This window comes from Saccharopolyspora sp. NPDC045839, assembly GCF_056431645.1.
Genome location: NZ_JBWKKH010000006.1, coordinates 222,161 through 246,353 on the forward strand (window position 1 = coordinate 222,161; position 24,193 = coordinate 246,353).

Genomic DNA, 24,193 nt, shown 5'->3' on the forward strand with positions numbered 1-24,193 from the left:
TGCCGATGACCGAGCTCGTCGCGGGCGTCGACGTCGCGACCGCCAACGTCCGGGTGCAGATCCACGATCCGGCGGGCTCGGTGATCGCCGCGGCGTCCCGGCGGTTGCCGCAGCCGGTGCGATCCCCGGGTGGACGCTCCGAGCAGGACGCGACCACCTGGTGGCCCGCGGTGCGCGACAGCCTTGCCGAGTGCACGGCCGCTTTGGGTTCGCGCAGCAGCGAAATCCGCTCGCTGGCGATCTCGGCGACGTCGGGCACAGTCGTTCCGGTCGACGGTGACGGCGAGCCGCTCACGGCGGCGCTGATGTACGACGACCGGCGTGCCGACGCGGAAGCCCTGATCGCCACCGAGGTGGGTGCGAGCCGTTGGCGGCGCACCGGCATCACGCCGTCGGCGGGCTCCGGCCTGGCCCGGATCGGTTGGCTGGCGCGACACCTCCCGGACGGCACGGCGCGGGTGTGCCACACGCCCGACGTCATCGCCTGGAAGCTCGTCGGGCATCCGGTCGCGACCGATTCCAGCCACGCGCTGAAGAGCGGCTACGACGCGGTCGACGGCGAATGGGCCATCGAGGCGTTCGATGCCTTGGGCGTGCCGGGCGGGCTGCTTCCGGAGGTCGTGCGCCCGACGGCGGTGCTGGGCACCGTCGATGCGAACGCCGCGGCGCGGACCGGACTCCCGGTCGGCTGCGAGGTGCGTGCCGGGATGACCGACGGCTGCGCCGGGCAGCTGGCCTGCGGAGCGGTCGACGTCGGGCAGTTCGTGACGGTCCTCGGCACCACCCTGGTGCTCAAGGGAGTCTCCAAGGAGCTCGTGCACGATCCGGCCGGCGCGGTGTACAGCCACCTGCACCCGGACGGGATGTGGCTGCCCGGCGGCGCGGCGAACATCGGCGGCTCGGCGCTCTCCGATGTGGAACCGTCCGAGCTGTCGAGCCTGGACGCGGCGGCGACCGAGCGCGGACCGGCGAGCGTGGTCGGCTACCCGCTGCGCGGCGAGGGGGAGCGGTTCCCGTTCCTCGCGGCGAATGCCACGCGGTTCACGCTCGGCACGCCCGCGGACCGGGTCGACGAGTACCGCTCCCGCCTCGAAGGCGTCGCCTTCTGCGAGCGGCTCGCGCTGGAGCGGCTGGCCGAGCTCGGCGCGCCGGCAGAGGGCGCTGTGCGCACCGCAGGCGGCGGCGCCCGCAGTATCGCCTGGTGCCAGATCAGGGCGTCGGTGCTGGACAAGCCGGTGCTGCGCGTCCAAGGCGCGGGTACGGCGTTGGGCGCGGCGCTGCTGGCGGCCAGCGGTTCGACCTACCCGAATCTGAGCACTGCGGCGGCGGCGATGGTGCCCGGTGGCGAACTCGTCGAGCCGGTGCGGGCTGAAGTGCGGCAGCTGGACGACAGCTACCGGCGCTTCCTCGACGAGCTCCGCGACCGGGGCTGGGTCCCCGCGGCCTGATCAGGAGCCGGAGAGGGCTTCCGCGACCGTGAGGCTGTCCTCGTAGACGGCGTAGCGCGTGATCAGGCCGTCCTCGACGACCAGGTGCAGCGCGCAGAGCGCGGTGTACGGCTCGCCGGTGGCCTTGACCGTCTGGCGGATGTCGCCGAGCACGACCGCCTCGTTGCCGTCCACGAGGACCCGCGGTGTGGGTCCGGCAGCCTCTCCGGGCACGTGGAATTCGGCGATCATGCGGAAGTGCTCGGCGACGTCCGCCCTGGTCGAGCGGGGCCGGATCCAGGGCACCGCCGGATGGCCGCCGGCCGGCCAGTCCAGCACCCAGTCGACGCGCTCGGCGAACAGGCCGGCGATCCGGTCCGGGTCGCCGCTGGCGAGCCTGCGGAGGAAATCATCCACAGTGGACCGGGTGTCTCCGGTCGGCACGGTGAACTGGTGGTCGGAGCGGATCAGGCCGTCCGGACCGAGGACGACGACTGCCCGGCCGGTCCAGGCGATGTCACCGCCTCCGGCGGGCACCATGTGCGTGGTGAAGGTGATGACGTCGTGGTGACCGGCGGCGTCGCCTGCGGCCCGGAACGTGAAACCGGCGCCCCGCACGAACTCCTCGTGGGCCGCGGCGATCCGGGCTTCGAGCTCGTCGTGGCCCCGGAACCGCGCCGACTCGATCACCTCGACGCCGTCCTCGGCCCAGAGCGCGGCGATGGCGCTGCGCCGGGCGACCGGGTCGGGCTCGTTCCACACTGCGACGTAGCGCTCGACGAACGGGTCGATGTCGATGTTCATGCGCGGACGCTATTCGGGCTTCCCTGACATCTCCTGTCAGTGGATCTCGGCAGACTTCCGCTCATGCGCGCGAGCCGGCTGGTATCGATCCTGTTGCTGCTGCAGACCAGGCAGCGGATGACGGCGCAGGAGCTGGCCGACGAGCTGGAGGTGTCGGCGCGAACCATCTACCGCGACGTGGAATCGCTCAGCGCGGCGGGCGTGCCGCTCTACGGCGAGCCTGGCCACGAGGGCGGGTACCGGCTGCTCGAAGGCTTCCGCACCAAGCTGACCGGCCTGACCGCCGGCGAGGCCGAGTCGCTGTTCCTGACCGGGCTGCCCGCGGCCGCCGCCGAGCTCGGACTGGGTGCCGTCGTGACCGCGGCCCAGCTCAAGCTCAAGGCCGCCCTGCCCGCTGAGCTGCGCGATCGCGCCGAGCGGATCACCGAACGGTTCCACCTGGACGCCCCGGCGTGGTACCGAGGCGCGGACCGCACGCCGCACCTGACCGAGGTCGCCGACGCGGTCTGGAACAACCGAGCGGTGCGGATGCGCTACCTGCGCTGGGCCGAACCGCACGAGACGACCCGGACCGCGCACCCGTACGGGCTGGTCCTGAAGGCGGGCCGGTGGTACCTCGTGGCCGGGGCGGCCGGGCGGATCCGCACCTACCGCATCTCCCGGATCGTCGACCTGCACGTCCTCGACGAGCGCTTCTCCCGGCCGGCCGGCTTCGACCTGGCCACCCACTGGCAGGCGTACCTGGAGCAGTTCGATGCGCGACGCCACCGGGGTGAAGCGACGATCAGGGTTTCCCCGCACGCCCTCGACCGGCTGCCGCACCTGGTGGAGCCGGCCGTGGCGCGGGCGGCACGGCGAACCGCGGAAGCCCCCGACGCCGACGGCTGGACCAAGGTGACGATCCCGATCGAGTCCGTCGACCAAGCCCTCCCGGAGCTGCTCAAACTCGGTGCCGACGCCGAAGTCCTCGCCCCGGTCGAGCTCCGGGAACGGCTCACCACGACGCTCGACGGCCTGAACCGCATCTACGGCACGGCATGAACGCCGGTGATCAGCCTTCGGCGATCTCCAGCGCCACGCCCGCCGCCCGCAGCTCGTCGCGCAGCGGCGCCGGGGTTCCCGCGTCGACCACGACGACGTCGAACTCGGTCAGCGGCGCGAGCTCGTGCACGGCGCGCCGGTCGAACTTGGAGTGGTCCAGCAGCAGCACGCGCTTGCCGGTGGTCTCCATGAGCGCGCGCTTGACCTGGATCGTCTCCTGCGAGCGGTGCAGGCAGTGCCCGTCGACGACCGCGGTGGTCGACATGAACAGCACGTCGGAGCGCATCGTGCGGGCCATGCCCGCGGTGTGCAGGCCGAGGAACGCGTCGTAGGACGGCTGGTAGTCGCCGCCGAGCCCGATCAGGTGCAGCCCCGGCTCGCCGCTGAGCAGGTTGATCACGGACAGGAAGTTCGTCACGACGGTCAGCGGACCCAGCGGCGCCAACTGCTCCGCGACCGCGAGCGCGCTGGTGCTGTCATCGAGCGCGACGACCTGACCGGGGGAAACGTGCCGGATGGCGTGCTTCGCGATGCGCGCCTTCTCGTCGGCCGCGTCGGCGATCCGGGCCCGCACCGAGGTCTCCAGCAGCGCGGTCGGCGTCGACGTCGCACCGCCGCGAACCTTGCGGAGCCAGCCCTGCTGTTCGAGGACGTCCAGGTCGCGGTGGATGGTCATGCCGCTGACCCCGTGCTCGGCTGCCAGCGCCTCGATGCGGACGAACCCGCTCGCCAGCACCTCTTGGCGGATCTGCTCGCGCCGGTCCTGCTGGTTGACCGGCGTGCCTGCGTCGGCCATGGACCCCCTCACCTCGCGCGTGCAACCGGAGTGATTATCACACGAGAGACGTGATATTCGGTCCGGATGTCACGCGGGGTTCACGGGCCGACGTTGTGGCACGGGCGTTTGCGCAGCTTCTCGACGTAGTCCTCGGGCGCCCCGGCCGCTTCGGCCGCATCGGCCATCACGCCGAGATAGCGCGCCGACGGCAGCCCGCCTTCGTAGGCGTCCAGCACGTACAGCCAGGCGAGCGCTGATCCGTCCAGCGTCTGCACCCGCAGCCGCAGCTTCTTGTGCATGCCGAGCTCGGCGCCTTCCCAGTTGTCGAGCTGCTGCTCGTCCTCCGGGCTGACGTCGTAGAGCACCGTGAAAACCTGGGAGCCCGGCTGCTCGACGATCGTGGCGAGGGCCCCTTCCCAGCCGTAGTCCTCGCCGCCGAAGGTCAGCCGCCAGTCCACCAGCCAGCCCGTTCCCGCCATCGGGGAATGCGGGGCGCGCTTCATCATCTGGGCCGGGTCCATGTTGGACCCGTACGCGGCGTACAGAGGCACGCCCAACAGGGTAGCGATCGACAGCCCGGGTGGCGGAGCGGACTACGTCACGAATGTGGGTGGGGGTCCCGGCCCGGCGTTCCGCGCGGCCCCGTCCGGAACGCCTGCGAGTGGTCTGCGCCACGATGGTCAACTCGCGCGGTACCACCCGAAATGCCGGGACTCGTCGCAGCGTACGGTGAGTTCGGCGCCCACAAGGCAGGCGGACCGAGGAGGAGCGCGAAGTGACCCGCATCGTGATCATGGGAGGCGGCCCCGCGGGCTACGAGGCGGCGCTGGTCGCGGCTTCGAACGGGGCGGATGTCACGCTGGTCGAGCCGGAGGGCCTCGGCGGTGCGTGCGTGCTCTACGACTGCGTCCCGTCGAAGACCTTCATCGCGTCCGCCGGCGCGCGCTCCGCGTTCCGGGACGCCCGTGAGCTGGGCATCCGCACCAAGACCGAGGACTCCGACGTCGACGTCGCGGTGGTGCACGGCCGGGTCAAGGGCCTGGCGCTCGCGCAGTCCGCCGACATCCGCTCCAGGGTCCGCCGCGAAGGTGTGAAGATCCTGCCGGGCCGCGCGCGGTTCACCAACCCGACCAAGGGCATGGCCGTCCACCACATCGGGGTCGATCTCGCCGACGGCAGCTTCGAGGAGCTGCCTGCCGACGTCGTGCTGATCGCCACCGGCGCCACGCCCCGGATCCTCAAGGGCGCCGAGCCCGACGGGGAGCGGATCCTGACCTGGCGGCAGCTCTACGACCTGCCCGAACTGCCCGAGCACCTGGCCGTGATCGGCTCCGGTGTGACCGGTGTGGAGTTCGCCTCCGCCTACACCGAGATGGGTGTCAAGGTCACCATGATCTCCAGTCGCGACCGGGTGCTGCCGCACGAGGACGCGGACGCCGCGGCGGTGCTGGAAGAGGTGTTCGCCGAGCGCGGCACCGAGGTCGTCAAGCACGCCCGGGCCGAGAAGGTGGAGCGCACCGACTCCGGGGTGCTGATCCACCTCGCCGACGGGCGGCAGGTCGAGGCCAGCCATGCGCTGATGACCGTCGGCTCGGTGCCCAACACCACCGACATCGGCCTGGAGCGGGTGGGGATCGAGCCCGACCGCGGCGGCTACATCCCGGTCGACCGGGTGTCGCGGACCTGCGTGCCCGGCGTCTACGCGGCCGGCGACTGCACCGGTCTGCTGCTGCTGGCCTCGGTGGCGGGCATGCAGGGCCGCATCGCGATGTGGCACGCGCTCGGTGAGGGCGTCACGCCGATCAAGCTCAAGACCGTCGCGGCGAACGTCTTCACGCACCCGGAGATCGCCACGGTCGGCATCAGCCAGCAGGCGATCGATTCCGGGGAGGTGCCCGCGCGGACCGTGACGATGCCGCTGGCGACCAACCCGCGGGCGAAGATGGAGGGCCTGCGGCGCGGCTTCCTCAAGGTCTTCTGCCGGCCGCAGACCGGTGTGGTGGTGGGCGGTGTCGTGGTGGCGCCGAACGCCAGCGAGCTGATCCTGCCGATCGCACTCGCGGTGCAGAACCAGGTGACCGTCGACAACCTGGCGAATACCTTCTCGGTGTACCCGTCGCTGTCGGGTTCGCTGACCGAAGCCGGCCGCCTGCTGATGCGCCACGACGACCTGGACTGACCCGCGCCGATCGGCCGATCCGTCGGCCCGAACGCCGGCGCAAGCCTCGCGAGGCGGTTCACCGTGGTGCCAACCGCCTGGCCGCGTCCGCTGTTGGAGGCGGTCGGCGGATCAGCGGAAAGGGGCGTGCGGGCATGTCAGACCTGCCGGTGCTGATCTACGACGGGGACTGCGGGTTCTGCACGCGCAGCGTGCGGCTCGCGGAGCGGCTGCCGGTGCGCATGCGCATCCTGCCGTGGCAGGAGGCGGATCTTGCCGCACTGCGGACCACATCGGACCGGGCCCGGCACGAGGTGCTGTGGGTGGCCAGGTCGGGCCGCGTGTTCGGCGGCGCGGCCGCGGTCGCGGAGCTGCTCAAGAACTGCCGCACGCCGTGGCCGGTGCTCGGTCTGCTCATGTCCGCCCCGGTGCTGCGGGTGCTGGCGGAGTGGGCTTACCGATGGGTCGCGGCGAACCGATACCGGCTGCCGGGCGCCACCCCGGCCTGCCAGCTGCCGCCTGCGGAGCGTCCGGGCCATTCGGCTCGTTCTTGACCGCCGCCGGCCTCGGCCGAAAGTACTAGAAGCGCTGCCTTCTTCCTGGCCGATCGGTTGACCCGGGCTGCCAATTCGGCCGAGCCGCCGACCCCTCGCGACGCAATAGCTTTGAAGTCGTTCGGGGGTTCGGAGTGGCCCGCCCTCCGCTTCAGGGGATCGGCGGAGGGCGTGGCCGCAAATCAATTTGGTGCGTCTTGAGCACCAACGCGGTGGAAAGGTCAGGTGGCTCGAGATGTACGGCAAGGCATTCGCTCCGGAGTACCAGGGGAAGCTCCGGGACATGTCGGTGAACACGGCCCTCGGGGATGTGCTGGCGGCAGCGTTGGAGCGCGAGTCCCAGGCAGCGGAGGAGGGCGTCGGCCTGGCGCTCGCCCAGGCGCGGCTGGCGGTCGCGGAGGCGTACCGGCGCCTCGGCCGGCTCGACGAGGCGGATGCGGCGTGGCGGGCGAGCTATCGGACGGCCCGCAGCGCGGGGGAGCGGGGCGCGATGGCGTGGGCGCTGTGGAGCGGCGGCACCCTGGCCCGGCAGCGCGGGCAGATGGCGGCCGCGGTGCGTTGGCTCAGCCACGCACGGGACCTCGCGAAGCAGTCCGGCGAACTGATCGCGTACGGCTACTCTGTCGCCGGGATCGCCGAAACACTGCGGATCCGCGGGGACTACGAGGAAGCACGCGAGCTGCACGTGCAGCTGCTGGCCGAAGCCCGCAAGCGGGGCGAGTGCCGGCACACGGTGTGGGCGCTGGAGGGCCTGGCCCAGCTCGACCGCAACGCGGGCGACCTGGCCTCCGCGTGGGAGCGGTTCGCGGAGGCCGCCGAGATCGCGGAGGAAGGCGGGGACGAGCGCGGTCTGGCCTGGGCCCTGAGGGGGATGGCGGACGTCATGTCGTTGCGCGGGGAGCACGACGAGGCGCTGCAGCTGTTGTCGCGAGCCGAGCGGATCTGCCGCCGGATGGACCTGGCCAGTGCGCTGGCCTACAACCGCAAGATGCGTGGCAACGTCCTCTTCCGCGCGTGCTGGTACGGGGAGGCAGCACGCACGTACCGGGACGCGAAGCAGATGTTCCAGTCCATCAACGAACCGCGCGGCGCCGCGCTGGCCGAGCTGGGCTTGCTGAAGAGCCTCGACAAGCTGGGGCGGCCGCGTCCTGCCACCGAGCACGACCTGTGCGCCTTGCGGGACCGGTTGGACAGCCGGGAACTGCGGCACACCAGGCGAATGGTGGAGGAGGCGATCAGCGAAATGGCAGAGATCGCAGCCTGAACAAGCGCCTTCAGCGCGCATCTGCTCGCGTCCGGCCGAACACCGGCCTACACCGACGCTGTCGCGTCCTTCGGATGCGGGGTCTGGGAACGAAAGCTGTGCCCCAGTTCCGGGCCGAGCCCGAAGTAGTGGCGGAAGTTGTAGATCAGGGGACTCCACGCCGTCGGGTCGATGTGGTGCGTGCCGGCAACGACGATGCGCGGATCGCAGTGCACCCGAAGGACCCGCGCCTCGATGATGCGGAAGCTTCCGGTGGCATCGGCTCGAACCCGTGTCGCGCGGGCCTCCAGCTGAACCGGGCACTCGGCGACACGGGGCGGGCGCACCAGGCCCGAAGGCTCCGGGCGCAGCCCGGCGGCACCGAACTTGTCCGGTTCGAAGCGGAACACGCCGCTCTTCTGCTCCGGGACCGGGTTCCGGCCGGTCAGGGGTGCGAGGCGTTCAACCGCGGGCCACTGCTCGGGCGCCGGGAAGTTGATCACGAGGTCGGGTCGAGCTTCGAGGTTGGATGCGGTGTGGGAGCTGCCGCCCATCCCGAGGACCATCACGTCGCCGAGGGCCCAGGCGGACGACATCGGCGCGAGGTTCGCGGTGCCGTCGGAGTTCTCGGTCGACAGCAACGCCACCGGCGTTCCGAAGTACAGGACGCTCGGCTCGATGGTCACGTGGTCGACATCGGCACCGCTGCTGGTTCGGATGTCGTTGCTGGGCGACGTGGTTTCCATGGGTGGAACGGTAAGGAGGTGTTGCTTCGGTGAGGAGCGAAGTGTTGTGGACTACGTCGTGAGTTGCTTCGCCGCCGCGCGAAGTCCGGCGCCGGCGTTGCCGGTGATCGGCTCCCCGTGGCCGAAGCAGGCGACCTCGGTGTCGAGTTCCGCGAGGCGGTGGAACGACTCGATGGTTCGCGCGCGATCAACGTTGAACGTGCCGAGCATCAACTGGCCGACGTTGGCGATGGTGTCTCCGGTGAAGAGAATTCGGCTCTTTGACAAGTAAACAGCGATGCTTCCAGCGGTGTGCCCCGGGATGGAGAGCACCCGTGCGCCACCGCCGAAGTCCAGCACGTCGCCGTCGGCGAGCTCCTGGTCGACCGGGCAGGGCGGCGGAGACGGGAGAGTCGGGGTGATGCTCTCGAAGAGGGGACGTTCCCAGTCGAGCAGCACCGGATCGGCCCGCTTCCGCTCGCCGCGCACGACGGGCGCGTCCGCGCCGTGGGCCAGCACGGGTGCGCCGGTCGCGGCACGGAGTTCGGCCGCGGAACCGGTGTGGTCCTCGTGCCCGTGGGTGATGACGATCCGGTCGAGCTCGGCGTCCAGTTCGGCCAGCAGCCCGGTGATGGCCTGGCCGGACCCGGCGATCCCGGTGTCGATGAGGGTTGCTGAGCGGCCCTCGCGCAACAGGTACGCCTGCCCGAACTCGAGCTGCAGGAAGTACAGGTTCGGCGCCACTTCGGTCACGTCCATGCCGTCAACCTAGGTCACTTCTCGGTCGGCTACCGCTGTTTTCGTTGCGGGCGAACAGGTTTGAATCGGTGGCGCAGCACCCGTGCTGCGGAAATCGGTGCGACATCAGTCGGGGCGATCCGTTATGCTCGGCGCATGGCCCACGTGCAGTACTACCTCTGATCAGGACGCCGCGACGGCGGCGGTCCCCAGGCGGCTACACCGCCTGATCCCACCGCACTTCGGTGCGCGTCGTTCCCAGTCCGGGAATTCACCGCTCGCAACCTCCGAGCGCTGACCGCCGGTGTCCGGCCGTCCGCGCTCAGGTGTTCGGTGCGAGGCGGTTGCATGCGACCGGTGCGGCGATCCGATTACCTTTCGCGCTGCTCGCTGCGGCGAGGGCGTTCCTGATCAGGAGTAGAACAAGATGGCCGACACGGCTCAGAACAGCTACCGCACCAGGCCCGCGCACATCGCGTTCATGTCGATTCCGGCGCACGGGCACGTGAACCCGGGACTCGGGCTGGTCGCCGAACTGGTGGCTCGCGGGCACCGCGTCACGTACGCGACGACCGATGACTTCGCGACGCAGGTGGCGGACGCCGGCGCGACGCCGGTCCGCTACACGTCGATGCTGCCGGGCCCATCGGCGGAGACGCAGGAATGGCCGGAGGAACAGGTCGCGGCCCAGGAGATGTTCCTCGAAGAGCTGATGGCCGTGGTGCCGCAGCTCGAACAGGCGTACGCGGGCGACCGGCCGGACCTCATCGTGTACGACATCGCGGCCTTCCAGGCGCTCGTGCTGTCGGAGAAGTGGCAGGTGCCCCGCCTCCAGTTGTCTCCGACCCACGTGTACTTCGAGGGCGTCGAGGAGACCTTCGGCATCGAGTTGTCGCCGGAGGCCCTCGCGGTGCGGGCGCGGTACGACGAGTACTTCGCCCAGCAGGGCACCGGACTGGTCTTCCACGACGTGGAGGTGTCGAACCGCTGCGTCGTGACCATTCCCCGCTCCTTCCAGTACTCCGGGGAACGGGTCGCGGACTCCTACACCTTCGTGGGGCCGATGCTGACCGAGCGCGCGTTCCAGGACGATTGGCAGGCGCCGGACTCCCGTCCGGTGCTCGTGATCTCCTTGGGCTCGGCCTACAACGACCGGATGGAGTTCTACCGCAAGTGCGTGCGCGCGTTCGCCGATCTCGACTGGCACGTGGTGATGTCGGTGGGGCGGTCGACCGATCCGGCGGAACTCGGTGAGATTCCGCCGAATTTCGATGTGCGCCAATGGATTCCGCAGTTGCGGGTGTTGTCGCAGGCGAGCGCGTTCATCACGCACGCGGGCATGGGCGGCACCATGGAGGGCCTGTACCACGAGGTGCCGCTGATCGCGGTCCCGCAGGCGGCCGAGCAGTTCTTGAACGCGGCCCGGATCGAAGAGCTCCAGCTGGGCACGCAGGTCGACTGCGAGTCGGTGACCCCGGAGCAGCTGCGGGCCGCTTTGGAGCAGGTCACCTCGAGTGAGGTGATCCGGCTGCGGTTGAAGGAGATGCGGCGGGAGATCCTGGAATCCGGCGGCCTGCGGCGGGCCGCTGAAATCGCCGAGTCCCTGCTCTGACGAGAGCGGTCGAGGTGGGCTGCCGGGCAATCAGGCAGCCCACCATCCGCCGCCGGGCGACGAGTCAGGGGCGTGTCGCGTTCCGCGAGCGCCGAGGCTCGCTCTCGGTGTCGAGCCGCTGCTCGGTCGCGGCCGGGCAATGCACGCCCGCAATGCCGCAGCACGTTCACGACGGGCTCCCGGCGGCCCAGTCCTCCTGTGAGTGGTCCACCTGCGGGTGAAACCGGCGGCCGGTCCTCCTCGCCGATCCGGTACCGCACACCGGGTGCGAAGTGAATCTTGGAATTCGCTGTTCCGGTAGCTATACCTGAGGGCACGCGTTGCCGGGAGGAGCGCGGACGTGCCCGAAACGAGGTGGACGTGATGGCTGGGGCGATCAGGGGGATCCGGACCTACGACATCCGGTTCCCCACCTCCCGTGAGCTGGACGGTTCGGACGCGATGAACCCGGACCCGGACTACTCGGCGTCCTACGTCGTGATCGACACCGATGTGCCCGACGAGGTCGAGGGGCACGGCTTCGCCTTCACCATCGGCCGCGGCAACGACGTGCAGACCGCCGCGATCAAGGCCCTCGAACCGGCCCTGGCCGGCCGGGAAGTCCAGCACACCCTGGACGACCTCGGCGGCATGTGGCGAGAGCTGGTGCACGATTCCCAGCTGCGCTGGCTGGGCCCGGAGAAGGGCGTGGTCCACATGGCGATCGCCGCAGTGATCAACGCGCTGTGGGATCTGAAGGCCAAGAGGGCCGGCAAGCCGCTGTGGCAGCTGCTCGCCGAGCTGACGCCGGAACAGCTGGTCGACCTCGTCGACTTCCGGTATCTCAGCGATGCCCTGACCCCGGACGAAGCGCTGGACATCCTGCGCCGGGCCGAGCCGGGGCGCGCCGCCCGGGCGGCGGAGCTCCGCGAAGGCGGTTACCCGGCGTACACCACGACGCCGGGGTGGCTCGGGTACTCCGACGAGAAGCTGCGCAGGCTCTGCCGGGAGGCGGTCGACCTGGGGTTCCGGCAGCTGAAGCTCAAGGTCGGTGCGGACCTCGCGGACGACGTCCGCCGGATGCGGATCGCCCGCGAGGAGGTCGGTCCGGACATCCGCATCGCCGTCGACGCCAACCAGCGCTGGGACGTGGGGACCGCGATCGACTGGATCCGGGAACTCGCGCCGTTCGACCCATGGTGGGTGGAGGAGCCGACCAGCCCGGACGACGTGCTCGGCCACGCGGCCATCGCGCAGGCGATCGCCCCGGTCCGGGTCGCCACCGGCGAGCACGTGGCGAACCGGGTGGTGTTCAAGCAGCTCTTGCAGGCGAACGCGCTGTCCTACCTGCAACTGGACGCCGCGCGGGTGGCCGGCGTCAACGAGAACGTGGCGATCTTGTTGCTCGCGGCGAAGTTCGGGGTGCCGGTGTGCCCGCACGCGGGTGGGGTGGGCCTGTGCGAGCTGGTGCAGCACCTGGCCATGTTCGACTTCGTCGCGGTGTCGGGGTCGATGAAGGACCGGGTCATCGAGTACGTCGATCACCTGCACGAGCACTTCGTCGATCCGGTGACGATCCGCGGCGGCAACTACCTGGCACCCGACCGCCCCGGGTTCTCCGCACAGCTGCGATCGGAAACGCTGGTCGAGTACGTGTACCCCGACGGCCCGGTGTGGACGTCGAACGGGAGGGGACGGATGCATGAGTGAATTCGCCGGACGGACCGCCGTCGTCACCGGGGCCGGTTCGGGCATCGGGCTGGCGGTTGCCACCGAGCTGGCCGCGCGCGGGGCCGCCGTCGCCGCCCTGGACCTCGATCCCTCCGGCGCGCCGGCGGATGTGCTGGGGTTGCGCTGCGACGTGACGGACGAGGAGTCGGTGTCCGCCGCCGTCGAGCAGGTCGCGCAGCGGCTCGGCGGCGTGGACGTCCTGGTCAACAACGCCGGAATCGGTGCCCAGGGCACCGTCGAGGCCAACGCCTACGACGAGTGGAACAGGGTCTTCGACGTCAACGTCCTGGGCATCGTGCGCACGACCCGGGCGTGCCTGCCGCACCTGCGCCGGTCCCCGGCCGCGGCGATCGTGAACACCTGCTCGATCGCGGCCACCGCAGGACTGCCCAACCGGGCGCTCTACAGCGCGAGCAAGGGGGCGGTGCTGTCGCTGACCATGGCGATGGCCGCCGACCACGTGGCGGAGGGAATCCGCGTCAACTGCATCAACCCGGGCACCGTCGACACCCCGTGGGTGCGCCGGCTGCTCGACGCGGCCGACGATCCGGAGGCGGAGCTGCGCGCGCTGCAGGCCCGCCAGCCCACCGGGCGGCTCGTGTCGGCGGCCGAGGTCGCGGGGGCCGTCGCCTACCTCGCCGGTCCGGCGGCCGGGGCGACCACCGGCACGGCGCTCGCCGTGGACGGCGGGATGCAGGGCCTGCGCCTGCGGAAGAGCTGAGGGGGAGCCGGAGATGCAGCGAATCGCCTTGCACACCAAGCTGAAACCCGGCAAGGAAGCGGAGTACGAGCAGGTGCACGCGGTGATCCCGGCGGACCTGGATGCGGCTCTCCGCGCCGCGGGCGTGCAGAGCTGGCGGATCTGGCGCGACGGCCAGGACCTGTTCCACGTCGTGGAGGTCGAGGACTACCAGGCGATGCGGCACGCGCTGCGCGATCACCCCGCGAATGTCGCCTGGCAGGCCACGATGTCCGAGCTGCTGGCGGTCGAGGACGACTACTCAGGCACCGACACCGGCCTGACGCAGGTGTGGGAGCTACCCGGGAGCGGGGGCGCATGAAGTCCGTTCGGCTGGGCGGCTCGGCGGTTTCGGTCTCGGCGCTCGGATTCGGCGGCGCGGTGATCGGCAACCTCTACCGTGCGGTGGATGAGGACACCGCGTTCGCAGCGGTGGATGCGGCGTGGCACGCGGGCATCCGCTTCTTCGACACCGCCCCGCACTACGGGCTAGGGCTGGCCGAGCGCCGACTCGGCCGGGCCCTCGCCGGGCGGCCGCGGGACGAGTTGGTCGTGTCGACCAAGGTCGGCAGGCTGCTCGTGCCCGATCCACGCGGCTCGGCGCGGCGGGACGACGCGGGCTTCGACGTCCCCGCCGACCACCGGAGGGTGTGGGACTTCAGCGCGGATGGGGTGCGGCGTTCGCTGGATGCCAGCCTGGACCGGCTCGGTCTGGACCGGATCGACGTCGTGCTGATCCACGACCCGGACGACCACTGGGAACAGGCCGTCGGCGAGGCGTACCCGGCCCTGCACGAGCTCCGGTCGCAGGGCGTGATCGGTGCGGTCGGCGTCGGCATGAACCAGTGGCGGATGCTGGAGCGGTTCGCCGTCGAGACCGACGTCGATGCGGTGATGCTGGCGGGCCGGTACACCTTGCTCGAACAGTCCGCAGTGGACACCATGCTGCCGACGTGCCTCCGGCGCAACGTATCGGTGCTCGCGGCCGGCGTCTTCAACGGCGGGGTGCTGGCCACCGACGAGCCCGGCCCGGAAGCGATGTACGACTACGCCCCGGCCGCGCCGGAGGTGCGGGAGCGCGTGGCGCGGATGGCCGAGGTGATCCACCGGCACGGCGCGAGCGTGCCGCAGGTCGCGATGGCCTTCGTCGCTTCGCATCCGGCGGTCGCGAGCGTCGTGGTGGGCGCTCGAACCGCGTCGGAGGTCCGTGGCAACGCCGAACTGTTCGGCCGTGCGGTCCCGGCCGACCTCTGGGGCGATCTGATCGTGGAGGACCTGCTGCGCCCTGACTCGGTGCTTCCGGTCTGATGCTGATTCCGGGCTATTCATTTGACCTCGAGCGCGGTGGAGGTTCTAACTTGGGAAGTGATCACCGAACGCTCTGAGGGGGTTTCTTCATGACCGTGTTGGTTACCGGTGCGACGGGGAATGTCGGGCGGCGCGTGGTGGATCGCCTGCTGGCCGCCAGGACTCAGGTGCGGGCGTTGACCAGGCGCCCGGAAGCGGCCGGGCTGCCGGGTGATGTCGAGGTGCTGCGGGGCGACCTCGCCGATTCGGATGCGCTGGGGAAGGCGCTGGCCGGGGTCGACAGCGTGTTCCTGTTCCCGGTGCCCGAAGGGATCGAGGCGTTCGTCGAGCGGGCGAAGACGGCCGGTGTTCGTCGTGTCGTCGTGTTGTCGTCGAAGGCGGTGGAGTTCGCCGACGGCAACGCGATCGGCGAGCGGCACCAGGTGATCGAGGAAGCCGTGGAAGCAGGCGGCTTCGAGTGGACGTTCCTGCGACCCGGCGCGTTCGCGACCAACACCCTGGCCTGGGCCGGCTCGATCCGAACCGAAGGAGTCGTCCGCGAGCCGTTCGTGGATGCCCAGCAGACGCCGATCCACGAGGACGACATCGCGGCGGTGGCGGCGACCGCCTTGCTGGAGGACGGGCACGCCGGAGCGGCCTACGCGCTGAGCGGGCCGGAGGCGCTCACGGTGCGCGAGCAGGTGCAGGCGATCAGCGCCGCGATCGGCCGCGAGATCGGGCTTGAGGAGCAGACGCTGGAGCAGGCCCGCGCACACATGGTCACCGAAGGCATGCCGGAAGCCATCGTCGACGCGCTCCTCTCCTACGGGGCGCGCAACGTCGAGAACGCGGAGCCGCCGGTGCGGACGGTTGAGCAGGTGACCGGGCGCCCGGCGCGCACGTTCGCCCAGTGGGCAGTCGACCACGCGGACGACTTCCGTTGATGCGGCCCGGAAAACCGGTCGCCGATTGTGTTCCGGAACGCCTAATCTCTTGATATGTCGATTGTTTCGGTTCCTTACCACCTCGACGAGCGGTTGCCCGAGCCCGGCCTCCCGCTGCCTTCCTCTGCCACGGCGGTGGAGGTACCGCTGCCGGACGGCGACGTGTGGCAGCGCCTCGGCGCGCTGTACTCCGTTGCCGCCGACGAGGTTGCCCGGGTCGCCGGCCGAGGCGAGGTGCCGACCGTGGTCTCCGGGGACTGCATGGTGTCGCTCGCCGTGCTCGCCGGACTGCAGCGGGCTGGAACCGACGCGGCGATCGTCTGGTTCGACGCGCACGGCGACGTGCAGACCGTCGAGACCACGGAATCCGGTTATGTCGGCGGGATGCCGCTGCGGATAGCGGTCGGCTACCGCCCCGAGCTGATCGCGGACCGGCTCGGGCTCCGCCCGCTGCCGGAAGACCGTGCGCTGCTGGTGGACGCCCGGGACCTGGACGAGGCGGAGGTCGAGTACCTGGCGACCTCGGACATCGCGCGATGCGAGGTCGATGAGATCACCGAGGACGTCCTGCCGGACGGGCCGCTGCTCCTGCACATCGACCTGGACGTGATCGACACCGCGGAGTTGCCCGGCATGAGCTTCCCGGTCGGCGGTGGGCCGTCGCGTTCGGCGGTGCTCACCGCGATCCGGCGGATCCTGTCCACCGGAAGGGTCCGGGCATTCGACGTCGCCTGCACCTGGCGGCCCGACGAACAGCACGGCGAAGCCAGGGCACGAGTCCTGGCAGACCTGTTGGCGGCGAGCGAAGCGCCGCACTAGGTCTTCCGCCGGACCGGTGACGATCCTCGCCCGGGCGCGGCCAGCCGTACCCGGGAGAGCCACACCGCCACGTCGCGACGCGTCGCCCCTCGACCGGCGCGCGGCGGTGCCATGAGCCGGGTGGTGCGTTCGGCACGCACCACCCGGCCGCAAACCCATCCGGCAGGGCAGCCGCGAACCGGGGCCTCGGTGCGGTCGCCGTCGGCCCGGGCACGGCCCGCGGGCCGTTGACTTCTCACTCCAGGTGTTCGGTCGCGTACTCCCTGCTTATCGGCCATTTGGCCCCGGGGTGGGATTCGTCACTCGGCCCCGATACGCTGTTTTCCCAGCGGAGAAGGGCAATCGGACGTCGCGCGCGCCTTTCTCGGATTTGCTGTCAGGCGTGGCGCGACCACTCAGCGATTCCGGACGCCGCACAAGAATGTGGCACCGTCGATGCGAGCACAGCGATGCGCACGCAGACGTGAGGAGGAAGATGAACAGCAGGAAAGCGTCCGCGCTGGCCGTGGCGGCTCTGGTCGCGGGCGGCGTGCTGACCGGTGGCGTGGCCACCGCGCAGGCCGCGGGCGGCAGTCCAAGCCCTTGCCGGGCGAGCGCCAAGGCGTGCGTGAGTCTGTCGACCAACCAGGCCTGGCTCCAGAAGGACGGAAGCACCAGCTACGGCCCGGTGCCGATCACCAGCGGCAAGCCGGGTTCGGAAACCCCGACGGGCATCCACCGGGTGCAGTGGAAGGACGCCGACCACCGCAGCCGGGAGTTCAACAACGCGCCGATGCCGAACTCGGTGTTCTTCACCAAGACCGGCGTCGCGTTCCACGAGGGCAGCCTCCGGGCCAAGTCCAACGGCTGCGTGCACCTGTCGACAACCGCGGCGAAGCGGTTCTTCGACTACCTGAGCCCGGGCGACGAGGTCCAGGTCGTCCCCTGACCCGGTCCGCATCCGCGGCATCCTGCCGGGCGGACGCCTCTGCAGGTCCATTATGGACTAGAAGTGCCGGACGGCCCCTGCGGAGGAGCGCGAAGGTTCCGGGGCAGGGCTCCCACCATCGATCCGAAGGATGCGCAGGTTCGGGCAGCGGCCGGAACCGCGGCGGTGCACCGGTCACGGTCCACGCTGTGGTGGGCGGCTCAACCAACTCGTCCTGCCGCTCGGAGTCGATCGTGCTTACGTCTCCGAAGCCCGCTTCCCGGTGCGACTCTCCAGCAAGAGTCAGCTGAATGCGCCGGGACGCGGGTGTTCCTGAAGATCCGCACTGCGGCGGTCGCTGCCCGCCGCGGCTTGGCTTGCGCTGCTACGGCGCCCGCCGAACTTCCCTTCGCCCTTTCGCATGATCGCCGACTGCCGAAGCGCACGACCGCCCTGGAACAGGCCGCCCAGCCGAACAACTGGGCTTCCAACGGATCTGATCGCGAAGACCCCTGCTACCAGGGAAGACTGTCCCGGTCTTCGCAGAGGTCGCGACCGCTCGACCGCCATCAACGGCCCCGGCCGGAGCGCCTTCGCCGAGTTCGGGTGCACGCGTGCGATCGCGGGCGCGTTCTATGATCCACGGCGCCGCCAGAAGTCGCGTACCCAACCGGCTTGCTCCCTGCGCGCTCGACGAACTTGAGGAGTCTCGGTGACGGACCTCGCGGACTCGATCGAATCGATGGAACAGCTCGCGGTGGTCTGGCGCGACATGGTGCTGGACCGGGATCTTGGTGCCGATGTGCGAGACCTTCCAGGCATCGCCGTTCGCTGGGCCGACTGCCGGTTCCTCTTCTGGAACTGCATCACGTTGACCGAAGTCGGCGCGGACGCGGAACTCGCCGGGCAACGACTGGGCCAGGCAGCGGACATCATGCGCTCGAAGCGGCATCCGGGATTCCTGTGGATCTTCGAGGACCTCCTCGCCGATGATGCACGCGCGGCACTGAGCGAAGCAGCCGAGCGAGCGGGCCTGGAGCACGCCTTCCCCGGAACCGGCATGGCCGGAGACCTGCTCCCCGTCCCCGAGCCCGGCCACCCCGACCTGACATTCGTGCGCGTGGCCACCGACGAACAGCTGCGAACCTACGCAGACCTCAACTCGCGCGCCTACGGATTCCCCTTGGAAGACGGCCGCGACGGGCTCGTCGGCTCGACGCTGTGGAAGAACCAGGTGCACGCCTACCTGGGCCTGCGAGACGGTGTGCCGGTGACGTGCGCTGCGACCGTGGAAGCAGCAGGCCGCCTCTTCGTCGTGCTCGTCGCCACCGCCCCGGAGTGGGAGCGCAGGGGATACGGCGAGGCGGTGACGCGGAAGGCGCTGTACGAGGGCGGCCGGGCCACCGGACTGACCCGTGCCACGCTGCACGCGACCGTCGCCGGGGCACCTGTGTACCCGCGGATCGGCTTCAGCCCGAACTCGCCGATGCACTTCTACAGCCTGAAGAACTGATCCCAGCCGCGGTGCGACGCCTCGCCTTGCGTTCCGGACGTGTGCGATCCTCGGCGCAGTCCAAGCGCGCCCGGCAGGCTCGGGGCTGTGTACCTGTTCACGACGGTCGATAGGAAAGTCTGATGCTCGTCCGCCGCGCCTGCATACCCGAAGCGCAACGCCCGGAGTCGTTCGACACCTGGCCGTACACGGTGCCGTGCGTCGCAGAACTCGCCGAGCGAGGCCTGACCTTCACCGCGCCGGTGACCATGCTCGTCGGCGAGAACGGGTCCGGGAAGTCGACGTTGGTCGAGGCGATCGCGGAGGGCTTCAATCTCGATTCGCACGGCGGACGGGCCGGCCGCAAGTACGTCAACGACCGGCCCAGGACTTCGCTCGGGGACGTGCTCAAGCTGGAGACCACCCCGATCGGGAGCCGGATGCTGACCGGGCCGAGGTCGCGGCGCAAGGGTTTCTTCCTGCGCGCCGAGACCGCGTTCGGGCTGCTGAACACCGTGAGCGGCGTGTACGGCTATTGGGATGAGGACACCTCGACCATGTCCCACGGCGAGGGGTTCCTGACGGTGTTCGGGGCGATGTTCCAGGACCGCGGGTTCTACGTCATGGACGAGCCCGAGGCCGCGTTGTCCTTCGAGTCCTGCCTGAAGCTGGTCGGGTTGATGCACGGGCTCGGCAACTCCGGCGCGCAGATCGTCTGCGCGACGCACTCGCCGATCCTGGCCGCCACGCCCGGCGCGGACATCATCGAGGTGGGTGAGCACGGAACCCGCCGCGTGAAGTGGAACGAGCTCGACCTGGTGGACCACTGGCGCCGCTACCTGGCCGACCCCGGTCTCTACCTGCGGCACATCACCGAATGACCCGACACCCCGGCGAATGCGGGCGGCGTCGCTGCCGGAGAGCATCCGCCCGGAATCATGGCCGTCCGAGGACCGGGTAGGCGTGCTCGATCGCCGCGAGCGCAGTGACCATGCCTGGGATCTCCGTCTGGTCCAGCCCGGCGATGGTGAACGACAGGCTGTTGCCCGACCCCATGTCATCGTCGAGCTCTCCTGCCACGGACAACGAGCCGTTCGGCAGGCACCGCACCGTCAGCGCGATCCAGTTCTCCATCGAAGCGAGCACCGCCTCGCCGCGCAACCGTCGGTCCAGCAGCTCCAGCCCGAGCCGGAACTCCCGGAGCTCATCAACTCGCAGCGCGGCGCCGATCTGGACCGCATATCCGCCCAGCCGGGCCGAAACGGGACTGACCAGCCAGTTGCCGTCCCAGTAGTCGTCGCACTCGGGGTGCATCCTGCCCAGCACTCGGACGGCCAGGTGATCACCTTCGGCTCGTCCGACGACCAGTTCGGGACGTTCGGTCACACCGAAGATCCTGCCATCGCCGCGCCGCAGACGGGAAAGCCTTCCAGACGCGCACTTTCGAGGACGAAGTCGTCCCCACGGCCCGCCGGAGGAATGGGACGCGCCGCTCGCACTGCGGCGGCGTGACCTGCCACCAAGCTGATCCGCAAGGTGCCGGTCACGCCGCCGCGGTGCTGCTCGCCCGAAAGCGCCTGTCTACGGCGGAGAAGGACTCACTCGACCCAGTCGAAGGTCTTGGTGACCGCCTTCTGCCACTGGTGGTACTGCTTTTCGCGGAGTTCCGTCGGCATCGCCGGGTCCCACTGCTTGTCCTTGGCCCAGTTCGAGCGGATGTCCTCCTCGCTGGACCAGAAGCCGACCGCGAGGCCCGCCGCGTAGGCCGCGCCGAGCGCCGTGGTCTCGGCGACCACCGGCCGGATCACCGGGACGCCGAGGATGTCGGCCTGGAACTGCATCAGCAGTTCGTTCTGCACCATGCCGCCGTCGACCTTCAGCGACTTCAGCGGGACGCCGGAGTCGGCGTTCATCGCCTCGATCACCTCGCGGGTCTGGAACGCCGTCGCTTCCAGCACCGCGCGGGCCAGGTGGCCGCGGTTGACGTAGCGGGTGAGGCCGACGATCGCGCCGCGCGCGTCGGAGCGCCAGTGCGGGGCGAACAGCCCGGAGAACGCGGGCACGAAGTACGCGCCGCCGTTGTCGTCGACGGAGCGCGCGAGCTGCTCGATCTCCGGGGCCGTGCCGATGATGCCCAGGTTGTCCCGCAGCCACTGCACCAAGGAGCCGGTGACGGCGATGGAACCTTCCAGGCAGTAGACCGTTTCCCGGCTGCCGATCTTGTAGCCGACCGTGGTCAGCAGGCCGTTCTCGCTGATCACGCGCTCCGTGCCGGTGTTGAGCAGGACGAAGTTGCCGGTGCCGTAGGTGTTCTTGGCCTCGCCGGGCGACAGGCACGCCTGTCCGAAGGTGGCGGCCTGCTGGTCGCCGAGGATGCCGGAGATCGGGATTCCCGCGAACACGCCGCGCTCCCGGAACTTGCCGTACACCTCCGACGAGGAGCGGATCTCGGGCAGCATCGCCATCGGCACGCCGATCTCGGCGCAGATGTCGGCGTCCCACTCGAGCCGTTCCAGGTCCATCAGCAGCGTGCGGGACGCGTTGGTCGGGTCGGTGATGTGCAGGCCGCCGTCCGGGCCACCGGTGCAGTTCCACAGCACCCAGGTGTCCATGTTGCCGAACAGCAGCTCGCCCTTCTCGGCGCGCTCGCGGGCACCGTCCACATTGTCCAGGATCCACTTCACCTTGGGGCCGGAGAAGTAGGTGGCCAGCGGCAGGCCGGTCTTGCTCTGGTACCGGTTCTGGCCGCCCTCGCCGGAGGACAGCTCGCCGACGATCTCGTCGGTGCGCGTGTCCTGCCAGACGATCGCGTTGTAGACCGGCTTGCCGGTGGCCTTCTCCCACACCACGGTGGTTTCCCGCTGGTTGGTGATGCCGCAGGCCGCGATGTCCGAGGACACCAGGTCGACCCTGGCCAGCGCGCCCGCGCAGACCTGCCGGGTGTTGGCCCAGATCTCGTTCGGATCGTGCTCGACCCAGCCCGCCTTCGGGAAGATCTGCCGGTGTTCCATCTGGTCGACCGAAACGACCCGACCGGAGTGGTCGAAGATCATGCACCGCGTCGAGGTGGTTCCCTGGTCGATGGCGGCGACGTACGAGGACATCTCGTTCTACCTTCCTAAGTGGATCGTTCGGTCAGCTGATGGGGAGGGCCAGGGCCAGCAGGCCGGCCAGCACACCGCCGATGATCGGGCCCGCGATCGGAATCCAGGAGTAGCCCCAGTCGGCCGAGCCCTTGCCGCGGATCGGCAGGATCGCGTAGGCGATGCGCGGCCCGAGGTCGCGAGCCGGGTTGATGGCGTAACCGGTCGGGCCGCCGAGCGAGTTGCCGATGCCGATCACGATGAAGGCGACCGCGGCGTAGCCGAGCGCGGAGTTGCCGAACGACGGCACGCCGGGCGTTTCACCGACACCCGCCTGCGGGCTGAGGATGATCCAGAAGACCAGCACGAACGTGCCGATGATCTCGGTGACGAGGTTCCACGGAGCGTTCGGCACGGTCGGGCTGGTGGAGAAGATGCCCAGCGTGTTGGCCGGGTCGTCGTGGGTGTCGAACTGCAGCTTGTAGGCGGCCCAGCACAGGATCGCGCCCAGCGTGCCGCCGACTAGTTGCGCTGCGATGTAGACCGGGACCTCGGACCACGGCGTCTGGCCGTTCACCGCGAGCCCGAGGGTCACTGCCGGGTTGATGTGCGCGTTGGACGGTGCGGCGACGCTCGCGCCCGCGAAAACCGCGAAGCCCCAACCGAAGTTGACGAGCAGGAATCCGCCTTCGTAGCCGCGGTTCTTGCGCAGCACGGTGTTTGCGACGACACCGCAACCTAGCAGGGTGAGAATCGCCGTCCCCATCATCTCCCAGAGGAAGATCTCACCAAAGCTCATGCTGCCGTTCCCCTCTTAATGCCGCCGTTGGCAAAGGCGGGTTCGCTGACTGTCCGAGATGGAATGAGTCGGGACGGTACTGCCGCATAGCAACACGTGTCCATGCCTGCCGCCACTCGTGGCAACAGGTTGGTCTGAACCGCCTAGTTCCGCGTCTCGGCTGGTAGAGCGGATGCCCGAACCGTCGATCGGTGATCTCGATCGACCGGTTGCGCGGGCCCGGTGGACGGCCCGCGACGGGGGCGTACCCCGGGCATCGTTGCGCATGGCAAGTCACATTAGACTTGTGAAAACAAACGTTGCAAGACGCTTTCGATGGTGTTTTTATCGAACTGGATGATGACACCGCGCCGGCTCGGCGGTCGAGCCAGGCTGGTGGTGACCGCGCACCGGTCGGCCGGAGCGCGATGACCAGGGATTTTGGAGGACGACGATGTCCGCTCGACGCCCGTCCGGGAAGCAGCAGGACCGGCGGCGCAAGATCACCGAGCTGGTCATGGCGGAGGGCACCATGCGGATCGACGACCTCGTCGAGACCGTCGGCGCCAGCGCGATGACGGTGTACCGCGATCTCGCCGACCTCGAGTCCCAGGGCTTGGTGCACCGCAACCGCGGCTACGTCTCGGCGGCCTCGTCACTGCTCTACGAGGCCGCGTCGGAATACCGGCTGCAGCAGAACACCTCGGAGAAGGAGGAGATCGCGCAGGCCGCGGCGGAACTGATCGAGCCGGGGCAGGCACTGGTGCTCGACGACTCGACGACCGGCGTGTACCTGGCCCGGCTGCTGCCGGAGCGCGCGCCGCTGACCGTCGTCACCAACCACCGCGGGGTGTTCGGCGAACTGGCCGGCGCGTCGGGCATCAGCCTGATCTGCGTGGGCGGCGACTACCTGCCGTGGGCCGACGCGTTCGTCGGCGGGATGGCGTTGGACGCGCTGCGGAACCTGCGCGTCGATCTGGCGATCATGTCGGTCTCCGCCGTGACCGACGGGATTTGCTGCTATCCGCAACAAGAAATGGTGCAGATCAAGAAAGCCATGCTGGCCTCGGCGCGGCGTCGCGTGCTCTACGTCGACCACACCAAGTTCCGGCGGCGGGCGCTGCACGCGGTCGCTCCGGTCGAGGACTTCGACGTCGTGATCGTGGATTCGCAGACGGCGAGCGCCGATATCGAGGTGCTGCGCGACCGCGGCGCGCGGGTCGAGCAGGCGGGAAATGCGCGGAGTGCCGTGCCGAGCACGAAGGGTGCAGGTCGGGCATGATGACCACCGCAGGACGGACTGGCGCCGAGTCCGGTTCCGCGTCGGCGGGGTGGTCAGCGGTGGGACGCGATT

The 24,193-nt window shown here is 69.9% G+C and carries 24 protein-coding genes; 16 read left to right on the forward strand and 8 right to left on the reverse strand.

Annotated features, from left to right (window positions below):
• Positions 1-5: 5 nt before the first annotated feature.
• Positions 6-1,448, forward strand: a complete 1,443-nt coding sequence (locus AC07EQ_RS11535) for an FGGY-family carbohydrate kinase (RefSeq protein WP_478387926.1) — start codon at positions 6-8, stop codon at positions 1,446-1,448.
• Here the strand turns inward: AC07EQ_RS11535 and AC07EQ_RS11540 are convergent, their stop codons facing one another.
• A complete protein-coding gene (locus AC07EQ_RS11540) occupies positions 1,449-2,231 on the reverse strand; it encodes a nuclear transport factor 2 family protein (protein WP_478387927.1) in 783 nt (260 codons plus the stop codon).
• Positions 2,232-2,294: 63 nt separating this feature from the next.
• On the opposite strand from AC07EQ_RS11540, the gene AC07EQ_RS11545 reads away from it, so the two are divergent.
• Positions 2,295-3,272, forward strand: coding sequence for a helix-turn-helix transcriptional regulator (locus AC07EQ_RS11545; protein WP_478387928.1), 978 nt, complete (start codon positions 2,295-2,297; stop codon positions 3,270-3,272).
• A gap of 10 nt (positions 3,273-3,282) precedes the next feature.
• Here the strand turns inward: AC07EQ_RS11545 and AC07EQ_RS11550 are convergent, their stop codons facing one another.
• Both AC07EQ_RS11550 and AC07EQ_RS11555 read right to left on the reverse strand, forming a co-directional pair.
• Positions 3,283-4,068 (reverse strand): DeoR/GlpR family DNA-binding transcription regulator, encoded by a 786-nt coding sequence (locus tag AC07EQ_RS11550; protein ID WP_478387929.1) that lies wholly within the window; start codon positions 4,066-4,068, stop codon positions 3,283-3,285.
• 80 nt (positions 4,069-4,148) lie between these two features.
• A complete protein-coding gene (locus AC07EQ_RS11555; RefSeq protein ID WP_132485273.1) occupies positions 4,149-4,601 on the reverse strand; it encodes a gamma-glutamylcyclotransferase family protein in 453 nt (150 codons plus the stop codon).
• A 224-nt stretch (positions 4,602-4,825) separates the two neighbouring features.
• Between AC07EQ_RS11555 and AC07EQ_RS11560 the strand changes: the two genes are divergently transcribed.
• The 3 genes from AC07EQ_RS11560 (at position 4,826) to AC07EQ_RS11570 (ending at position 8,026) form a co-directional block, all read left to right on the forward strand.
• Positions 4,826-6,229 carry an NAD(P)H-quinone dehydrogenase gene (locus AC07EQ_RS11560; protein WP_132485275.1) on the forward strand — a complete coding sequence of 468 codons (1,404 nt, stop codon included), beginning with the start codon at positions 4,826-4,828 and terminating at the stop codon, positions 6,227-6,229.
• Between the two features lie 134 nt (positions 6,230-6,363).
• Positions 6,364-6,762 carry a thiol-disulfide oxidoreductase DCC family protein gene (locus AC07EQ_RS11565; RefSeq protein WP_478387930.1) on the forward strand — a complete coding sequence of 133 codons (399 nt, stop codon included), beginning with the start codon at positions 6,364-6,366 and terminating at the stop codon, positions 6,760-6,762.
• A gap of 235 nt (positions 6,763-6,997) precedes the next feature.
• Complete coding sequence (locus AC07EQ_RS11570; RefSeq protein ID WP_478387931.1) at positions 6,998-8,026, forward strand: tetratricopeptide repeat protein; 1,029 nt, start codon at positions 6,998-7,000, stop codon at positions 8,024-8,026.
• 47 nt (positions 8,027-8,073) lie between these two features.
• On the opposite strand, the gene AC07EQ_RS11575 is transcribed toward AC07EQ_RS11570, so the two are convergent.
• Complete coding sequence (locus AC07EQ_RS11575; RefSeq protein WP_478387932.1) at positions 8,074-8,751, reverse strand: flavin reductase family protein; 678 nt, start codon at positions 8,749-8,751, stop codon at positions 8,074-8,076.
• 51 nt (positions 8,752-8,802) lie between these two features.
• Positions 8,803-9,489, reverse strand: a complete 687-nt coding sequence (locus AC07EQ_RS11580) for an MBL fold metallo-hydrolase (RefSeq protein WP_478387933.1) — start codon at positions 9,487-9,489, stop codon at positions 8,803-8,805.
• A gap of 406 nt (positions 9,490-9,895) precedes the next feature.
• Between AC07EQ_RS11580 and AC07EQ_RS11585 the strand changes: the two genes are divergently transcribed.
• The 10 genes from AC07EQ_RS11585 to AC07EQ_RS11630 all read left to right on the forward strand — a co-directional run bounded on the left by AC07EQ_RS11585 (position 9,896) and on the right by AC07EQ_RS11630 (position 19,859).
• Complete coding sequence (locus AC07EQ_RS11585; protein ID WP_478387934.1) at positions 9,896-11,080, forward strand: macrolide family glycosyltransferase; 1,185 nt, start codon at positions 9,896-9,898, stop codon at positions 11,078-11,080.
• Positions 11,081-11,443: 363 nt separating this feature from the next.
• The gene (locus AC07EQ_RS11590; protein ID WP_478387935.1) at positions 11,444-12,769 is read left to right on the forward strand and encodes an L-fuconate dehydratase; all 1,326 of its coding nucleotides are present in this window, start codon (positions 11,444-11,446) and stop codon (positions 12,767-12,769) included.
• Positions 12,762-13,511, forward strand: a complete 750-nt coding sequence (locus tag AC07EQ_RS11595; RefSeq protein ID WP_478387936.1) for an SDR family NAD(P)-dependent oxidoreductase — start codon at positions 12,762-12,764, stop codon at positions 13,509-13,511. Before AC07EQ_RS11590 ends, AC07EQ_RS11595 begins: the two co-directional genes overlap by 8 nt.
• A gap of 13 nt (positions 13,512-13,524) precedes the next feature.
• Positions 13,525-13,851: an L-rhamnose mutarotase gene (locus tag AC07EQ_RS11600; RefSeq protein WP_478387937.1), complete on the forward strand. Its 327-nt coding sequence runs from the start codon at positions 13,525-13,527 to the stop codon at positions 13,849-13,851.
• Positions 13,848-14,837, forward strand: coding sequence for an aldo/keto reductase (locus AC07EQ_RS11605; protein ID WP_478387938.1), 990 nt, complete (start codon positions 13,848-13,850; stop codon positions 14,835-14,837). Before AC07EQ_RS11600 ends, AC07EQ_RS11605 begins: the two co-directional genes overlap by 4 nt.
• A gap of 89 nt (positions 14,838-14,926) precedes the next feature.
• Complete coding sequence (locus tag AC07EQ_RS11610) at positions 14,927-15,760, forward strand: NAD(P)H-binding protein (protein WP_478387939.1); 834 nt, start codon at positions 14,927-14,929, stop codon at positions 15,758-15,760.
• 54 nt (positions 15,761-15,814) lie between these two features.
• Complete coding sequence (locus AC07EQ_RS11615; protein ID WP_478387940.1) at positions 15,815-16,579, forward strand: arginase family protein; 765 nt, start codon at positions 15,815-15,817, stop codon at positions 16,577-16,579.
• A 475-nt stretch (positions 16,580-17,054) separates the two neighbouring features.
• Positions 17,055-17,507 carry a L,D-transpeptidase gene (locus AC07EQ_RS11620; protein ID WP_478387941.1) on the forward strand — a complete coding sequence of 151 codons (453 nt, stop codon included), beginning with the start codon at positions 17,055-17,057 and terminating at the stop codon, positions 17,505-17,507.
• Between the two features lie 691 nt (positions 17,508-18,198).
• Positions 18,199-18,999, forward strand: a complete 801-nt coding sequence (locus AC07EQ_RS11625; protein WP_478387942.1) for a GNAT family N-acetyltransferase — start codon at positions 18,199-18,201, stop codon at positions 18,997-18,999.
• A gap of 122 nt (positions 19,000-19,121) precedes the next feature.
• A complete protein-coding gene (locus AC07EQ_RS11630; RefSeq protein ID WP_478387943.1) occupies positions 19,122-19,859 on the forward strand; it encodes an AAA family ATPase in 738 nt (245 codons plus the stop codon).
• Between the two features lie 55 nt (positions 19,860-19,914).
• On the opposite strand, the gene AC07EQ_RS11635 is transcribed toward AC07EQ_RS11630, so the two are convergent.
• The 3 genes from AC07EQ_RS11635 to AC07EQ_RS11645 form a co-directional block, all read right to left on the reverse strand.
• A complete protein-coding gene (locus tag AC07EQ_RS11635; protein ID WP_478387944.1) occupies positions 19,915-20,364 on the reverse strand; it encodes a WapI family immunity protein in 450 nt (149 codons plus the stop codon).
• A gap of 212 nt (positions 20,365-20,576) precedes the next feature.
• Positions 20,577-22,082 (reverse strand): glycerol kinase GlpK, encoded by a 1,506-nt coding sequence (gene glpK, locus AC07EQ_RS11640; protein ID WP_478387945.1) that lies wholly within the window; start codon positions 22,080-22,082, stop codon positions 20,577-20,579.
• Positions 22,083-22,113: 31 nt separating this feature from the next.
• Complete coding sequence (locus tag AC07EQ_RS11645; RefSeq protein ID WP_358579448.1) at positions 22,114-22,860, reverse strand: MIP/aquaporin family protein; 747 nt, start codon at positions 22,858-22,860, stop codon at positions 22,114-22,116.
• Between the two features lie 433 nt (positions 22,861-23,293).
• On the opposite strand from AC07EQ_RS11645, the gene AC07EQ_RS11650 reads away from it, so the two are divergent.
• Positions 23,294-24,121 carry a DeoR/GlpR family DNA-binding transcription regulator gene (locus AC07EQ_RS11650; RefSeq protein ID WP_478387946.1) on the forward strand — a complete coding sequence of 276 codons (828 nt, stop codon included), beginning with the start codon at positions 23,294-23,296 and terminating at the stop codon, positions 24,119-24,121.
• Positions 24,122-24,193: the final 72 nt, after the last annotated feature.

Excerpts from the sequence above, each read along its gene's own strand:
- AC07EQ_RS11545 (WP_478387928.1), top strand. The coding sequence starts at position 2,295 with ATGCGCGCGAGCCGGCTGGTATCGATCCTGTTGCTGCTGCAGACCAGG.
- AC07EQ_RS11540 (WP_478387927.1), bottom strand. The coding sequence starts at position 2,231 with ATGAACATCGACATCGACCCGTTCGTCGAGCGCTACGTCGCAGTGTGG.
- AC07EQ_RS11590 (WP_478387935.1), top strand. The coding sequence starts at position 11,444 with ATGGCTGGGGCGATCAGGGGGATCCGGACCTACGACATCCGGTTCCCC.
- AC07EQ_RS11585 (WP_478387934.1), top strand. The coding sequence starts at position 9,896 with ATGGCCGACACGGCTCAGAACAGCTACCGCACCAGGCCCGCGCACATC.
- AC07EQ_RS11620 (WP_478387941.1), top strand. The coding sequence starts at position 17,055 with ATGAACAGCAGGAAAGCGTCCGCGCTGGCCGTGGCGGCTCTGGTCGCG.
- AC07EQ_RS11600 (WP_478387937.1), top strand. The coding sequence starts at position 13,525 with ATGCAGCGAATCGCCTTGCACACCAAGCTGAAACCCGGCAAGGAAGCG.
- AC07EQ_RS11550 (WP_478387929.1), bottom strand. The coding sequence starts at position 4,068 with ATGGCCGACGCAGGCACGCCGGTCAACCAGCAGGACCGGCGCGAGCAG.
- AC07EQ_RS11645 (WP_358579448.1), bottom strand. The coding sequence starts at position 22,860 with ATGAGCTTTGGTGAGATCTTCCTCTGGGAGATGATGGGGACGGCGATT.
- AC07EQ_RS11610 (WP_478387939.1), top strand. The coding sequence starts at position 14,927 with ATGACCGTGTTGGTTACCGGTGCGACGGGGAATGTCGGGCGGCGCGTG.
- AC07EQ_RS11575 (WP_478387932.1), bottom strand. The coding sequence starts at position 8,751 with ATGGAAACCACGTCGCCCAGCAACGACATCCGAACCAGCAGCGGTGCC.
- AC07EQ_RS11565 (WP_478387930.1), top strand. The coding sequence starts at position 6,364 with ATGTCAGACCTGCCGGTGCTGATCTACGACGGGGACTGCGGGTTCTGC.
- AC07EQ_RS11615 (WP_478387940.1), top strand. The coding sequence starts at position 15,815 with ATGTCGATTGTTTCGGTTCCTTACCACCTCGACGAGCGGTTGCCCGAG.
- AC07EQ_RS11535 (WP_478387926.1), top strand. The coding sequence starts at position 6 with ATGACCGAGCTCGTCGCGGGCGTCGACGTCGCGACCGCCAACGTCCGG.
- AC07EQ_RS11605 (WP_478387938.1), top strand. The coding sequence starts at position 13,848 with ATGAAGTCCGTTCGGCTGGGCGGCTCGGCGGTTTCGGTCTCGGCGCTC.
- AC07EQ_RS11650 (WP_478387946.1), top strand. The coding sequence starts at position 23,294 with ATGTCCGCTCGACGCCCGTCCGGGAAGCAGCAGGACCGGCGGCGCAAG.
- glpK (WP_478387945.1), bottom strand. The coding sequence starts at position 22,082 with ATGTCCTCGTACGTCGCCGCCATCGACCAGGGAACCACCTCGACGCGG.
- AC07EQ_RS11595 (WP_478387936.1), top strand. The coding sequence starts at position 12,762 with ATGAGTGAATTCGCCGGACGGACCGCCGTCGTCACCGGGGCCGGTTCG.
- AC07EQ_RS11570 (WP_478387931.1), top strand. The coding sequence starts at position 6,998 with ATGTACGGCAAGGCATTCGCTCCGGAGTACCAGGGGAAGCTCCGGGAC.
- AC07EQ_RS11580 (WP_478387933.1), bottom strand. The coding sequence starts at position 9,489 with ATGGACGTGACCGAAGTGGCGCCGAACCTGTACTTCCTGCAGCTCGAG.
- AC07EQ_RS11630 (WP_478387943.1), top strand. The coding sequence starts at position 19,122 with ATGCTCGTCCGCCGCGCCTGCATACCCGAAGCGCAACGCCCGGAGTCG.